This window comes from Pseudomonas poae RE*1-1-14, from assembly GCF_000336465.1.
GTDB lineage: Bacteria > Pseudomonadota > Gammaproteobacteria > Pseudomonadales > Pseudomonadaceae > Aquipseudomonas > Aquipseudomonas poae.
The window spans coordinates 5,003,665-5,018,072 of sequence record NC_020209.1 but is presented as its reverse complement, the minus strand read 5'-3'; the positions used below and the strand labels follow the sequence as shown (position 1 = coordinate 5,018,072).

Annotated in this window: 15 protein-coding genes; 6 read left to right on the top strand and 9 right to left on the bottom strand. The window is 62.1% G+C overall.

Annotated features, from left to right (window positions below):
• The first annotated feature begins 161 nt into the window (after positions 1–161).
• On the top strand, positions 162–1,349 hold the full coding sequence (locus H045_RS22070) for a CynX/NimT family MFS transporter (RefSeq protein ID WP_015373486.1): 1,188 nt from the start codon (positions 162–164) through the stop codon (positions 1,347–1,349).
• Positions 1,350–1,609: 260 nt separating this feature from the next.
• On the opposite strand, the gene H045_RS22065 is transcribed toward H045_RS22070, so the two are convergent.
• Entirely contained in the window at positions 1,610–2,653 is a 1,044-nt protein-coding gene (locus H045_RS22065) for a fatty acid desaturase (RefSeq protein WP_041931557.1), read from the bottom strand.
• Between the two features lie 102 nt (positions 2,654–2,755).
• On the opposite strand from H045_RS22065, the gene H045_RS22060 reads away from it, so the two are divergent.
• Positions 2,756–3,760: an AraC family transcriptional regulator gene (locus H045_RS22060; RefSeq protein WP_015373484.1), complete on the top strand. Its 1,005-nt coding sequence runs from the start codon at positions 2,756–2,758 to the stop codon at positions 3,758–3,760.
• Between the two features lie 340 nt (positions 3,761–4,100).
• Here H045_RS22060 and H045_RS22055 read toward each other — a convergent pair whose 3' ends face one another.
• Positions 4,101–4,466: a response regulator transcription factor gene (locus H045_RS22055; RefSeq protein ID WP_015373483.1), complete on the bottom strand. Its 366-nt coding sequence runs from the start codon at positions 4,464–4,466 to the stop codon at positions 4,101–4,103.
• A gap of 100 nt (positions 4,467–4,566) precedes the next feature.
• Here H045_RS22055 and H045_RS22050 point away from each other — a divergent pair, with 100 nt between their 5' ends.
• Entirely contained in the window at positions 4,567–5,040 is a 474-nt protein-coding gene (locus H045_RS22050; protein WP_015373482.1) for a GlcG/HbpS family heme-binding protein, read from the top strand.
• Positions 5,041–5,068: 28 nt separating this feature from the next.
• On the top strand, positions 5,069–5,479 hold the full coding sequence (gene uraH, locus H045_RS22045) for a hydroxyisourate hydrolase (protein ID WP_003238745.1): 411 nt from the start codon (positions 5,069–5,071) through the stop codon (positions 5,477–5,479).
• On the opposite strand, the gene H045_RS22040 is transcribed toward uraH, so the two are convergent.
• Positions 5,474–6,160: a Crp/Fnr family transcriptional regulator gene (locus H045_RS22040; RefSeq protein ID WP_015373481.1), complete on the bottom strand. Its 687-nt coding sequence runs from the start codon at positions 6,158–6,160 to the stop codon at positions 5,474–5,476. The two genes, uraH and H045_RS22040, sit on opposite strands and share 6 nt — an antisense overlap.
• 83 nt (positions 6,161–6,243) lie before the next feature.
• Between H045_RS22040 and H045_RS22035 the strand changes: the two genes are divergently transcribed.
• On the top strand, positions 6,244–6,771 hold the full coding sequence (locus tag H045_RS22035; RefSeq protein WP_015373480.1) for an Mpo1 family 2-hydroxy fatty acid dioxygenase: 528 nt from the start codon (positions 6,244–6,246) through the stop codon (positions 6,769–6,771).
• A gap of 64 nt (positions 6,772–6,835) precedes the next feature.
• Here H045_RS22035 and H045_RS22030 read toward each other — a convergent pair whose 3' ends face one another.
• The 6 genes from H045_RS22030 to dibA form a co-directional block, all read right to left on the bottom strand.
• On the bottom strand, positions 6,836–7,816 hold the full coding sequence (locus H045_RS22030) for a sulfate/molybdate ABC transporter ATP-binding protein (protein ID WP_015373479.1): 981 nt from the start codon (positions 7,814–7,816) through the stop codon (positions 6,836–6,838).
• 3 nt (positions 7,817–7,819) lie between these two features.
• Positions 7,820–8,692, bottom strand: coding sequence for a sulfate ABC transporter permease subunit CysW (gene cysW, locus H045_RS22025; RefSeq protein WP_003238737.1), 873 nt, complete (start codon positions 8,690–8,692; stop codon positions 7,820–7,822).
• Positions 8,693–8,705: 13 nt separating this feature from the next.
• Entirely contained in the window at positions 8,706–9,524 is an 819-nt protein-coding gene (gene cysT, locus H045_RS22020; RefSeq protein WP_003238735.1) for a sulfate ABC transporter permease subunit CysT, read from the bottom strand.
• Positions 9,525–9,691: 167 nt separating this feature from the next.
• On the bottom strand, positions 9,692–10,702 hold the full coding sequence (locus tag H045_RS22015) for a sulfate ABC transporter substrate-binding protein (protein WP_015373478.1): 1,011 nt from the start codon (positions 10,700–10,702) through the stop codon (positions 9,692–9,694).
• Positions 10,703–10,772: 70 nt separating this feature from the next.
• Positions 10,773–10,955: a sulfur starvation response protein OscA gene (oscA, locus tag H045_RS22010; protein ID WP_003170956.1), complete on the bottom strand. Its 183-nt coding sequence runs from the start codon at positions 10,953–10,955 to the stop codon at positions 10,773–10,775.
• Between the two features lie 181 nt (positions 10,956–11,136).
• Entirely contained in the window at positions 11,137–13,050 is a 1,914-nt protein-coding gene (gene dibA / locus H045_RS22005; protein WP_015373477.1) for a phosphodiesterase DibA, read from the bottom strand.
• A 166-nt stretch (positions 13,051–13,216) separates the two neighbouring features.
• Between dibA and desA the strand changes: the two genes are divergently transcribed.
• Positions 13,217–14,401 carry a delta-9 fatty acid desaturase DesA gene (desA, locus tag H045_RS22000; RefSeq protein WP_003238729.1) on the top strand — a complete coding sequence of 395 codons (1,185 nt, stop codon included), beginning with the start codon at positions 13,217–13,219 and terminating at the stop codon, positions 14,399–14,401.
• Positions 14,402–14,408: the final 7 nt, after the last annotated feature.

Below are 14,408 nucleotides of genomic sequence, written 5' to 3'. Positions count from 1 at the left end.
ATTTAGCGTTGCTGGACAGTATAGGGACGCGATTTATATCCGTTAAGGAATAAGAAGCTATTTATTAATAACTGAAAAGCAGCTTCGAGCTTTTAGCTTCAAGCTGCAAGTTGGGGCGGGGCTCTTCATACTGGGTGTTTTGGAGTTCAGGGACGGATCGCATGACGCTTAATTCTTCATTCGCGGGTCGACTGGCCGGTTGGGGCCTGCTGGTAGTGCTGGGTCTTAATCTGCGGCCGATTCTCAGCTCCATCAGCCCATTGCTCGGTGAGATTCGCCAGGCAACGGGCTTGAGCTTTCAGAGCAGCGCCCTGCTCACCAGTTTGCCGGTGGTGTGCATGGGCCTGGTGGCGCTGGTGGGCGTGCGTGTGGAGGCGCGTTTGGGTGAACGGCGCGGGATTGCCCTGGGCTTGATGATGATTCTGCTGGCATGCCTGGCACGCTGGCTGCTGGGCCAGGCGTCGGCGCTGCTGGTGACGGCGCTGCTGGGCGGCGCAGGGGTGGCGCTGATCCAGACGCTGGTGCCGGCGATGATCAAGCGTGAATTTCACCAGCGCGTGCCGGTGGCGATGGGTGTGTACTCGGCCTCGCTGATGGCCGGCGGCGGGCTGGCGGCGTTGCTCAGCCCGGTGGTGGCCACGCATTTCCAGCACTGGCAGGCGGGCCTTGGCGTATGGCTGTTGCCGGCGCTGGGGGCGTTGCTGTTGTGGGCATGGCTGCCCCTGGGTGCGGCGAAAAACATGCAGGTGGGTCCGGCCTTCAAAGGGCTGCGTAATCGTCGCGCCTGGCTGCTGGCGCTGTATTTTGGCCTGGTCAATTGCGGCTACATGAGCCTGGTGGCCTGGCTGCCGGCCTACTATCAGCAACTGGGCTGGGACGTGCTGCCCAGCGGCTCGCTGCTCGCGTTCATGACGATCTTCCAGGTACTCGCCGCGCTGCTGATGCCGGTGCTCGCGCAACGAAGCAGCGACCGTCGACCGCTGCTCGGCATCAGCCTGTCGGCACAGGCCATCGGTTATCTGGGATTGATCCTCGCGCCGCATGCCTTGCCGCACCTGTGGGTGGCGCTGTGCGGCTTCGGTCTGGGCGCCTGTTTTGCCCTGAGCCTGCTGCTGACCCTGGACCATCACCGCGATCCGCGCCAGGCCGGGCAACTGGCCGCGTTCGTGCAAGGTGTGGGCTTTTTGATCAATGCGCTTTCGCCGTGGCTGACCGGCTGGCTGCGCGAACTCACCGGCCAGTTTGTCAGCGCCTGGATCGTGCTGACCGTGACGGTGCTGGCAATGCTGCTGGTGACGCGGCTGTTCAGCCCGGCGAGCTGTGCGGATGGACCTTTAACGTCCAACTGATCTTCCAGTGGCGAGCGCTAATGCCGTTCAGTTAAGCGCAGATTCCCTGTGGCGAGCAGGCTTGTCCTGCGTGGGCTGCGCAGTAGCCCCAAAACCATGTGTTGAGCCGTATCAGGTACACCGCGTTTTGCTGGATTGGGGGTGCTTCGCACCCCAACGCGGGGCAAGCCCGCTCGCCACAATAAGCCCACAAATGTTCCTTAACTGAACTGCATTAGGGCGAGCCCGCTCGCCGCACATGCATTGCGGCAATAAGACCTTCAAGCGTGCGCAGGCGGCTCCAGCCGATTGGCCCGCGCAAACGTCCCGAAATCATTGAAGCGCACGCCCATCTCGGCCATGACCTTATGCCCCACTTTGGCGGTCATCTGGCGAATGTAGAACGGCTCTTTCACCACAAAATGGTGAATCCCGTGGGTGCTGCCAAAGTTGAAGCAGAACGCCTGCATCGGCCATAGCCACCAGGGGTTGAGCACCTGGGTCTGCTGGATCACATTGCCCAGCTCCACATCGCCGTAGTAGTGCATGTTTGAGCTGACAAAGTGCAGGCAGAACGTGCGCAGCACATTGGGCCCGATGATCACCACGGCGGCGATGTCGATCACCTGCATCATCTGCAAGGTGCCGGCCGACCACTCGACCGGCGTGCCCAGCAGACTGGCGATGCCGTTGACCGCGTGAAAGCCCAGAAAGATATACCACGCGCCCCAGTGCAGCAGCGCCAACGGCGCGTAGACCAACACAACACGCTTGAGGATCTTGAGTTTATGGCCCCACGTGTTGGCGCGCATCAGACGGATCAACGCCGACATCAGGTTATCGCCCACCATCAGCAAGCGTACCACCCCCCAGGGCTCGCCATTGGTGATGGCGCGTTCTTCCATATCGGCCTCGGTGCCGGAGAACTTGTGATGATTGAGGTGCAGGTGCCGGCGTATCCACGGGTTGATGGTGCTGGGCCGCGCCAGCCATACCAGACCCATCATCAGGTTGTGAGGCAGGCGCTGCTTGCGAAAGTACATGCTGTGGATCAGGTCGTGTTCCAGCTCATGGGTCAGTGAGGCGAGAAACGCATTGAGCAGCAGGCACGCCCACCAGGCCATATGCCCGGTGATATACAGCGCCGCCGAACCGAGCATGCCCAGCAGGGCAAACGCCAGGATGCCCGCGCCCAGCGCGTCCTGATGCAACAGCCAGGGGTGCTGCCGACGCAGGCGCACACCTTCGGCCAGCACCACTTCACGGATATACGCCGCACGCTGTTGCGCGTTCATCTGCCGGGGGCTTGCAGAACTACCGTCCATGCTTCCATTCTCTGAGAACTGTGATGCGTACATCCTGCCCCATGCGATCAGGCAGGACGCTAGCCCCACACGCCAACCTGTTGACCGCAAGCGCCAATCACCATGACCGAACCCACGTCTCTCGCAAGCTGGACCCGCGCCCTGCGCAAGCAACTCGATGCCCTGGGCCTGGACAGCGCCGCGCTGTGCGCGCAGGCAGGGCTCGATCCGAAGCACATGGACGACCCCGACGCGCGCTATCCGCTGTCGGCCACCACGCGCCTGTGGGCGCTGGCGGTACAGGCCAGCGGTGACCCGGCGATTGGCTTGCGGGTGTCACGGTTTGTGAGCCCCACCACGTTTCACGCACTGGGTTACGCACTGGTGGCCAGCGGCAGTCTGCGTGAGGTATTCGAGCGCATCGTGCGTTATCACCAAGTGGTCAGCGATGCGCTGAGTCCGCAGTTGACCCGTCACGACGATCACTACAGCTTTCGCCTGCTGCAACCCGAAGGCAGCCCGGCACCGGCGCCGGAAGCCATCGATGCGTTTGCGGCGATCTATGTGCGCACCTGCCGCAACCGCCTGGGCCGCGACTATGCGCCGTTGGCCGTCCATCTGCGCCGCGCCGAACCGGCCGATGCCGGCCCGTGGCACACGGTGTTCCGCGCGCCGGTGTTTTTTGGCGCTGAAGAGGACCGTCTGGAGTTTGCCGCCCACGATTTCGACAGCCATCTGGACGACGCCAACCCGGCACTGGCCGAGCACAACGAAACCGTGCTCAAGCGCACACTGGCGCAACTGCAACCGCTGACCTGGGAGCGCAGGGTACGCGCCGTCATTGAGGCGCAATTGCCCGACGGCGAGCCGGGCGCCGAACGGATTGCCCAGGCGCTGCACTTGAGTTTGCGCAGCTTGCAGCGGCACCTCGCGGATGAAGGCTGTCGGTTTGATGCGCTGCTCAATGAGTGCCGGCAGAACCTGGCGCTGCAGCACTTGCGGGACCCGCAGTGCTCGTTGGCCGAGATCAGTCATTTGTTGGGGTTTGCCGATACCAGCAGTTTCAATCGGGCGTTCAAGCGGTGGACGGGGGTGACGCCGGGGCAGTTCAGGGATGGGTTGCGGTAGGGAGATGTGGGGAGAGGGTAATGGTCTCATCGGGAGTTCAAGCCCCCTCCCACAGGGGAACGCATTTCAGCATGTGGGAGTGGGCTCGCCCTAATGCCATTCAGTTAAGCGCAGATTCCCTGTGGCGAGCAGGCTTGTCCTGCGTTGGGCTGCGCAGCAGCCCCAATACCAGGCGCTGAGCCGTATCAGGTACACCGCGTTTTGCTGGATGGGGGGCGCTTCGCACCCCAACGCGGGGCAAGCCCGCTCGCCACAATAAGCCCACACATTTTCCATAACTGAACAGCATTAGGGCTTGCCCCCGATAGCAATGGTGCAGGCACTGCAAATGCCGGATCAGTCAGCGCCCACGATCACGCCGCAACAGCTTCCTCACCCGCGCCACCAACGCCCTGGCCTCGAACGGCTTGAGCAGGTAGTCATCCTCATGCAATTCCAACCCGCGCAGGCGATCTTCAATCCCGCCCGGCGTGGTGAGGAACAGCACCGGCGTCTCGCTGCGTTGCCGAATGGCCTGCTGCAGCTTCCAGGCGTTCAGCCCGGGCAGCATTACATCCAGAATCACCAGGTCGTACACGGTGCTTTCCACAAAGCGCTGGGCCGCCATGCCGTTGGCCGCGACTTCCACGCCGAAGCCTGCCTCGCTCAAGCCCTGGGCCATGTGCTGCGCCAGCTCGGGCTGGTCTTCCACTAACAACACCTGCATGCCTTACCTCTGGGTTTGATTACAAACCTGTCATCAAATTGTGCGGTTTCTGACCACGTTCACTGGCTACCGTGACGGCCTGCTTTCTGGAGCCATCACCATGCATCGCACTGCCCTGTTCCTCAGCCTCGCCGTCTGCACCGCAGCCCTGGCGACGCCTCAACTGCCCCGCCATGCCACGCTGGATTTGCACACCGCGCGCCAACTGGCCGACGCGAGCCTCACCCATTGCAGCGCTGCGCTGACCGTGCTCGACCGTGGCGGCAACCTGCTGCTGGGCCTGCGGGCCGACGGCGTCGGCCCGCACAACAGCCTCGCCAGCCAGCGCAAGGCCTTTACGGCGCTCTCGACCAAAACCCCGACCCGGCTGTTTGCCGAACGGGCGCGCAACAACCCCGAAGCCGCCAACCTTAACAGCTTGCCCGAGTTGCTGTTGCTCGGTGGCGGCGTGCCGCTGTTTGCCGACGCTGAACTGGTGGGCGCGCTGGGCATCGCCGGTGCCGGCGGCGCAGCACAGGACGAGTCCTGCGCAATACAGGCCGCCGAGCAACTGGGCTTGAAAACTTCCCTCTGATTCCACCTTCCTCAAAAAGGACTTCTCGATGAAAACCCTAAGCATGACCCTCGCCGCCCTCAGCCTCAGCAGCTTGTGCAACCTGGCCCTGGCCGACGGCAATCCGCTGAGCGTGCACGTGCTCAACCTGGAAAACGGCCTGCCGAGTGCTGGCGTGAACGTCACCCTGGAGCAGCACGTGGGCGATCAATGGCAGTCGCTGTCCACCGGCGTCACCAACCCGCAGGGGCGCATCGCCGAGCTGTTCCCCGCCGGCCGCAGCATGGCGCCGGGTGAATACCGCGTGGTGTTCAAGACCGGTGACTATTACAAAAAGGCCAACCGCGAGACGTTCTTCCCCGAAGTGCCGGTGATTTTCCAGGTGAAACAGGCCGACCAGCATTACCACATCCCGCTGTTGCTCAGCCCGTATGGGTTCTCTACCTATCGCGGCTCATAGGCCCGCAGCCTGATGCAGGCCTTTGAGATCGAGTATCTCAATCGCGCCATAACTCAGACCGAGGGTGCCCTGCTGCTCCAGCGCCTTGAGCAGACTGTTGGTGGTCTGGCGCGACAGGCCCAACATTGCCGCCAAGTCCTCCTGAGGCAGCTGCAGTGTGCGGCGCGCCTGGTCTATTTCGCCGTAGCCCTCGGCGATCATCAGCAGCCGATGGGCCAGGCGCGCCGACGCGGGCATCAGGCTCATCTGCTCGATATTGATCAACGACAGGCGCAGTTTGTGGCTCATCAACAGGGCCACATCGCGCCAATACGCCGGCTGGTGTTCGAGGATGTCGAGCATGGCGGCCTGGGGCACCTGCAACAGCGTGCATGGGCCGGTGGCCAGAGCATCGTGGGTGCGCGGCAGGCTGTCGAACAGGCAGATTTCGCCGAACCAGTAAGGCGTTTCCACCAGGCTCAACACCGCTTCCTTGCCCTGGGCGTTCACCGCGCTGATGCGTACCGCGCCGTCCAGCACCGCGTAAAGCCCGCAGGGTGGATCGCCGCGCTTGAACAGGTATTGCCCAGCCGTCAGCGAGCGCACCCGCGCCGCCGCCAGCAGACTACGCTGTAGCTCGACAGGCAGTTGGCTGAACCAGTGGCCGCAGGCCAAGCGGGCGTGCCATTTCTCTGCATCCATGAGAACTCCGAAGATTGTCGCCCAGCTGACAGTCAGGCGCCGGCTGACAGGGCATGATCGAGCATCCTACAGGAGGAACAACAATGAAAAGCCTCGTCGACCACCTCAGTCAATACGCCGCCTACCACCGCGACCCGCGCAATATCGCCAGCCATTTTGTGGGTATCCCGCTGATCGTGGTGGCGGTGGCCGTGCTGCTTTCACGCCCCGAATGGCCCGTCGGTGGCCTGTGGGTTTCACCGGCCGTGATCCTGACGTTGTTTTCGGCATGGTTTTACCTGCGCCTCGAACTGGCCTTGGGCGTGCTGATGACAATGCTGATGGGCTTGTCAGTGTGGGCCGGCCATGTGCTGGCGGCGCAAAGCACGTTGGTGTGGCTGAGCAGCGGCGTTGGTTTATTCGTGGTGGGCTGGGTGATTCAGTTTGTCGGGCATTACTGGGAAGGCCGCAAGCCCGCGTTTGTGGATGACGTGTCGGGGCTGATCGTGGGGCCGTTGTTTGTGGTGGCAGAGGCGGCGTTTTTGCTGGGGTTGCGCCAGGAGCTGAAGCAGCAGATCGAGCACCGCTCAGGCCCGGTGGCGCGCCGCGATCTCAAGCCCAGCGGGATCTAAATGTGGGAGGGGCAAGCCCCCTCCCACATTGGCCCGATTTCCAGATGGGTTATGGCGGGGGTTGTCAGGCTTTCTGCCAGGCCTTGGGTTTGAAGAACAGGGTATCGCCGCGCGCCAGGCCGGTGAGGCTGTCGTGGTCCTTCACCACTTCGGCTTCGATCAGTTCGCTCTGGCCCTCGACCTTCAGCGTCACTCGCGTGGTCGCGCCCAGCGGGCGGATATCACGCACTTGGGCCGCGTGGTGATCCTCCAGCTCATGGCGCGACAGCGACACTTCGTGCGGGCGGAACAGCACGTGCTGGTCTTCGCCCAGGTGCAGGCGGTTGGAGTCACCGAGGAAGTGATAGACGAAGTCGCTGGCCGGGTTCTCATAGACCTCACCCGGTGAGCCGATCTGCTCGATCACGCCCTTGTTCATCACCACAATGCGGTCGGCGACTTCCATGGCCTCTTCCTGGTCGTGGGTGACGAACACCGAGGTCAGGTTGATGTCTTCGTGCAGGCGCGCCAGCCAGCGGCGCAGTTCTTTACGCACCTTGGCGTCGAGGGCGCCGAACGGTTCATCCAACAGCAGCACCTTGGGCTCGACCGCCAACGCGCGGGCCAGGGCGATGCGCTGGCGCTGGCCGCCGGAGAGTTGTTCCGGGTAGCGATCCGACAGCCAGTCGAGCTGCACCATGTTCAGCAGCTCATGGACCTTGGCCGCAATCTGACTTTGCGTCGGACGCTGGTTTTTCGGCTTCATGCGCAGGCCGAAAGCGACGTTGTCGAACACGGTCATGTGGCGGAACAGCGCGTAGTGTTGAAACACAAAGCCGACGTTGCGATCGCGCACATCGTGGCCGGAGACGTCTTCGCCGTGGAACACGATGCTGCCGTCATCCGGGGTTTCCAGCCCGGCAATGATGCGCAGCAAGGTGGTCTTGCCGCAGCCGGACGGGCCCAGCAACGCCACCAGCTCGCCACTCTGGATGTCCAGATTGATGCTGTTCAGGGCCTTGAAGGCGTTGAAGTTCTTGCTGACATTACGGACTTGGATCGACATGACTTATTCCTCACCGGCGCTGTTGCGCAGGCGGTTGATACGGTTCTCGCTCCACTGCTTGAGCAGCAGGATGAAGAGCGCCAGGATCAGCAACAGGCTGGCCACCGCAAACGCGGCAACGTGGTTGTATTCGTTGTAAAGAATCTCGACGTGCAGCGGCAGGGTGTTGGTGACGCCACGAATGTGCCCGGACACCACCGACACCGCGCCGAATTCGCCCATGGCCCGCGCGGTACACAGCACCACGCCGTAGATAAGGCCCCATTTGATGTTCGGCACGGTGACATGCCAGAACATCTGCCAGCCATTGGCGCCAAGCAGGCGCGCGGCTTCTTCTTCCTGGGTGCCCTGCTCCTGCATCAGCGGGATCAGCTCACGGGCCACGAACGGCACGGTGACGAAAATGGTGGCGAGCACGATGCCGGGCAAGGCAAACACGATCTGAATGTCATGCTCCTGCAACCACGGCCCGAAGAAGCCCTGGGCGCCGAACATCAGCACGTAGACGAGACCCGCGATCACCGGAGATACCGAGAACGGCAAGTCGATCAGCGTCACCAGAATGCTTTTGCCACGGAACGAGTACTTGCTCACGCACCAGGCCGCGCTGACGCCGAACACCACGTTGAGCGGCACCGAAATCGCCACGGCGATCACCGTGAGTTTCAGCGCCGACAAGGCGTCGGGCTCCAGGATCGCGGTGAAGAACGCGCCGAGGCCGTTCTTCAGGCCCTGGGACACCACGATAAACAGCGGCAGCAGCAAAAACAGCGCAAACACCAGCCAGCCAAGGCCGATCAGGATGCGTCGCGACACCGCGCTGCCACGCCGGGCCGCATTGGCCGAGGACGCGGCGGAAATAGACGATTGGGACATGTTCCGCGCCTCCTTATGGACGTTCGATGCGCCGCTGCAGCAAGTTGATCAGCAGCAGCAACACAAAGGAAACCACCAGCATCAGCACACCGATGGAGGTGGCCCCGCGGTAGTCGTACTGGTCGAGCTTGACCATGATCAGCAGCGGCAGGATCTCGGTCTTCATCGGCATGTTGCCGGCGATGAAGATTACCGAACCGTACTCACCCACGCCCCGGGCAAACGCCAGGGCAAAGCCGGTGAGCCAGGCCGGCAGCAGCGCGGGCACGAGGATGTAGCGGAACACCTGCAACGGCTTGGCGCCCAGGCAGGCGGCGGCCTCTTCGATTTCCCGGGGAATGTCGGCGAGCACCGGCTGCACCGTGCGTACCACAAAGGGCAGGGTGACGAAGGTCAGCGCCAGGGTGATGCCCAGGGGGGTGTAGGCGATCTTGAAGCCCAAGTCGGCGGCGAACTGGCCGACCAGGCCGGTAGGCGTGTACAGCGCGGTGAGCGCGATACCGGCCACGGCGGTGGGCAGGGCGAACGGCAGGTCGATCATCGCATCGATGATCTTGCGGCCGGGGAAGCTGTAGCGCACCAGCACCCAGGCCAGCAACGTGCCGATCACGCCGTTGATGAGCGCGGCGTAGAGCGCGGTGCTGAAGCTCAGTTTCAACGCCGCCAGCACGCGCGGGGCGGAGATGATGGCCCAGAACTGATCCCAGGTGAGTTGAGCGGCGTGCACGAACATCGCCGCCAGGGGGATGAGTACGATCAGGCTGAGGTACACCACGGTGTAGCCCAGCGTCAGCCCGAAGCCGGGTATGACGGGGGAGATACGACGCGACATAAGAGTCCTTGGTTAAAGGGTGGAAACCACTGTAGAAGCGCGCTTTCTGGAGCTGGTTTTCCTGTGGGAACCGGGCTTGCCCGCGATGCAGGCACCTTGGTGTGTCAGTCACTCCAGGGTGATGCTATCGCGGGCAAGCCAGCTCCACAGAAGAGCGCTCCCCTGGGTTATTGCGCCGTGTAGATCTGGTCGAACACGCCACCGTCGTTGAAGAATTTCGGCTGGGCAGTTTTCCAGCCGCCGAAGTCTTTGTCGATGGTCACCAGGTCCAGTTTGGGGAACTGCCGGGCGTACTTGGCGGCGACTTTTTCATCGCGTGGGCGGTAGAAGTTCTTCGCCGCAATCTCCTGGCCAGCCGGGCTGTACAGGTGCTTGAGGTACTCGGTGGCGATCTCGGTGTTGCCCTTTTTCTCGGCATTCTTGTCAACCACGGCCACCGGCGGCTCGGCGAGGATCGACAGCGACGGCACGACGATGTCGAACTTGTCGGCGCCGCCGTCTTCCTTCAGTGCCAGAAAGGCTTCGTTTTCCCAGGCCAGCAACACGTCACCCTGACCGTTGTTGACGAAGGTGATGGTCGAACCGCGCGCGCCGGTGTCGAGGATCGGCACGTGCTTGAACAGTTCTTTCACGTACGCCTGGGCCTTGGCTTCGCTGCCACCGGCCTTGAGGCCATAGGCCCAGGCGGCGAGGAAGTTCCAACGCGCACCGCCGGAGGTTTTCGGGTTTGGCGTGATCACCGACACGTCTTTTTTGATCAAGTCGCCCCAGTCCTTGATGCCTTTGGGGTTGCCCTTGCGCACCAGGAACACGATGGTCGAGGTGTAAGGCGTGCTCGCATCCGGCAGGCGGGTCTGCCAGTTTTCCGGCAGGGTTTTGCCCAATTTTGCGATTTCATCGATGTCGCCGGCCAGGGCCAGGGTCACCACGTCGGCGCGCAAGCCGTCGATGACAGCACGGCCCTGCTTGCCCGAACCGCCATGGGACTGCTGGATTTTGACGGTGTCGCCGGGATGGGACTGCGTCCAGAAGTCGGTGAACTCCGCGTTGTAGTCCTGGTACAGCTCACGGGTAGGATCGTACGAGACGTTGAGCAACTCGTAATCCTTGGCAACGGCGGAACCGGCGAACACGGCACTGGCCAGCGCGGCCAGGGCATAACGGCGAATCGACGACATGGAAGCTCCTAGAATTCTGGGGTGTTGGCTTTTTCTTATGGTTGCGGGTGCTGCGAATCGCCGTTGCTGCCTAGCTCGGCTTGTTGCCCGGGTTCTGCAAACGGAATTTCTCTTTACGTTCGATCTGTACCACCTGTGCGTTGTGCACAGTGATTTCCACCGCGCCGAACCGCAGATCGCGCAACGCGCTCTGGATCTCACGCAAAATGGCTGCTTCGTCCTGGCCGTCGACGCTGCGAAGAGATGCGCTCATGGTCTCGCTCCTGAAATGAATAGTGCCTGGCAGTGGCGAAACTGCTTGCGGCGTGGGAGCGATAGTAGATAAGCGCGGATATTCTTAAAAAGACTATTTAAGAATGTTTATATAACTAAAACTTAAGCCGGATGAAGAGGCAATTGTGGCGGGGGGCAAGCCCCCCACAGTTGACTGTGTTTCAAGCTCGAATCGTGGGGGAGTTGGACCATTCAATGTCTGTGGCTGGCTTGGGCTTTCCAAACCAATATCCCTGGCCCATATCGCACGCCTGCGCCAGCAGAAACCGCGCCTGCTCGAGCTGCTCGATGCCTTCGGCGTGCACCTGCAGGCCCATGCTTTTGGCCAGGGCGACCACCATGCGCACGATGGCGACGTCATCTTCATCCCCCGGCAACCCGGCGACGAACCCCTGGTCGATCTTGAGCTTGTGCACCGGCAGGCGCTTGAGGCGTAGCAGCGAGGAATAGCCGGTGCCAAAGTCATCGATGGCCAGGCGCAAGCCCAGTTCGCGCAGACGGTGCAGTTGCTCCAGAGCCCTGTCCGGATCGTCCATCACCGCGCTTTCGGTGACCTCCAGCTCCAGGAAAGCCGGGTCCAGGCCGGTGTCGTGCAGCACCCGGGCGACGTGTTCGTACAGCTCGCGCCGGGCGAACAGCCGGCTGGAGACGTTGACCGCCATGAACCCCAGCGGCCGGCCCTCGGCCAGCCATTGGCCCATCTGCCGACAGGCCTGAATCATCACCCATCCGTCAATATCGGCAATCAGCCCGGTACGCTCGGCGATGGGGATGAATTCACCGGGCGGCACCAGGCCGCGCTCCGGGTGCTGCCAGCGCACCAGCGCTTCGACACCGATCAGGCGGCCGTCCTGCAGGTTGTGCACCGGCTGGTAGTAGACGCGCAGTTCGTCGCCGTCGAGGGCGCGGCGCAACTCGCCGGCAATTTCCACACGGTTTTGCGCGTGGGCGGTGAGCTCTTCGGTGTACAGCGCAAAGCCTTCGCGGCCCGCGCTCTTGGCCTTGAACAGCGCCGAATCGGCGTTGCGCAGCAGTTGTTCGGCACTCAGAGCATCGCCGGGGAACAGGCTGATGCCAATGCTGGCGCTGATAAACAGCTGGTTGCCATCGAACACGAACGGTTCTTTCATCGCCTCGAGCATGCGTTGCGCCAGGGCAACCGCCTGGGTCACCTGTGGACAATGTTCCGCCAGCACGGCGAACTCATCCCCGCCCAGGCGCGCCAGGGTCACGCCGGGACCGAACAGGCCCGCCAGCCGCTCGCCCACGCGTTTGAGCAGTTGGTCACCGACGTTGTGACCAAGGCTGTCATTGATGATCTTGAAGTGGTCCAGGTCCAGCAGCAGCAACGCACAGCCGCGTTTGTGCACCTGCGCCGAGGCCAGGGCCTGCTCGGCGCGGTCGCTGAACAGCAGGCGGTTGGGCAGGTCGGTCAGCGGGTCGTGATGGGCCAGGTGCGCCAATTCGTGCTCGGAGTCCTTGATGGCACTGATGTCGGAAAACACCGCGACGTAATGGCTAATGCGGCCGTCGTCGTCATGGATGACCCGGATGGTTTGCCACTGTGGATAAATTTCACCGCTTTTGCGCCGATTCCAGATTTCACCGCTCCATTCACCGTCCTGTTCGAGAGTCTGAAACATCTGCCGGTAAAAATTCGACGAATGGCGCCCGGACTTGAACAGACTCGGCTGCCGCCCCAGGACCTCCTCGCCGCCATAGCCGGTGATGGTGATAAAGGCTCGATTGACATGCACAATCTGGCCTTCGCTGTCGGTGACCAATACGCCTTCGCGGGTGCAATCGAAGACGGCGGCGGCCTGACGCAGTCGCTCGCGATTTTCCTTCAAGGGTCGCAGCAGACGGTTGGCGCGGGCGGCGCGGGCGCAGATCAGGCAGATCAGCAGCGCACTCAGCGCCACCCATAGGTAGGCGCTCACCTGAAAGCCGTACTGCAATACCCGTGGTTCATCGAGAAAGTTGATCAATAAAAGGGGGCTGAACAGCAGCCACGCGATGGAAATCAACAGGTATACCAGCCCCGTCAACAGGGCACCTCGGAACGAAAACAGCATATGCCCAGTAATCCTTACCCAAAAAACAGCATCGCCCTACAAAGGTTACGGATTATAGAATAAGAAACATCCAGTCACTTCTATCTGAAAGGGTGTCTGGTTTTCTGTGTAGGCTTAGTGATAATGCGTGAGCTGTTCTTTTCTTTATCTGAGGGCCATACAGCCTATGTGGTACAACGGTTTTCTTGATCTGTCAGCCTGGCAACTGGTGGCAGTCACCCTGTTGATGACCCACGTGACCATTGTCGGGGTCACGGTTTATCTGCATCGCTATTCAGCCCATCGCTCCCTGGAGCTCAATGCCGGCCTGAAACACTTCTTCCGTCTCTGGCTGTGGCTGACCACGGCGCAGAACACCCGCGAGTGGACCGCCATCCACCGCAAGCATCACGCCAAGTGCGAAACCGTCGATGACCCGCACAGCCCGGTGATCAAGGGCCTGTCCACCGTAATGCGCAAGGGCGCGGAGCTGTACCGCGCCGAAGCGGAAAACCCGGAGACCCTGCGCATCTACGGCAAGAACTGCCCGGACGACTGGATCGAACGCAAGCTCTACACGCCCTACCCGCTGCTGGGCGTGGCGATCATGGGCGTGATCGACCTGCTGCTGTTCGGCACCATCGGCATCACCATCTGGGCGATCCAGATGATGTGGATTCCGTTCTGGGCCGCCGGCGTTATCAACGGCCTGGGGCATGCCGTGGGCTATCGCAACTTCGAATGCCGCGACGCCGCCACCAACCTGGTGCCGTGGGGCATCATCGTCGGCGGCGAAGAGCTGCATAACAACCATCACACCTACCCCAACTCGGCCAAACTCTCGGTGAAGAAGTGGGAGTTCGACATGGGCTGGGCCTGGATCAAGGTGTTCAGCTTCCTGCGCCTGGCCAAGGTGCAGCGGGTTGCGCCAATTGCCCACCGTGTCGAAGGCAAGGGCCATCTGGACATGGACACCGCCATGGCGATCCTCAACAACCGCTTCCAGATCATGGCCCAGTACCGCAAGCTGGTGATCGGCCCGCTGGTCAAGCAGGAGCTGGCAAGGGTCGACCATTCGGTGCGCCATCAATTCCACCGCGCCAAGCGCCTGCTGTCCCGTGAAACCAGCCTGCTGGACGATCGCCATCACCTGCGTATCCAGAGCCTGCTGGAACACAGCCAGGCCCTGAAAGTGATCTACGAGAAGCGCCTGGCGCTGCAGCAGATCTGGGTCAAGACCAGCTCTAACGGTCACGACATGCTGGCGGCGATCAAGGAATGGGTACACGAGGCCGAGGCCAGCGGTATCCAGTCACTGCGCGATTTTGCCCACCAATTGAAGACCTACTCGCTGCGTCCGGCGACGGTCTGACGGTGCC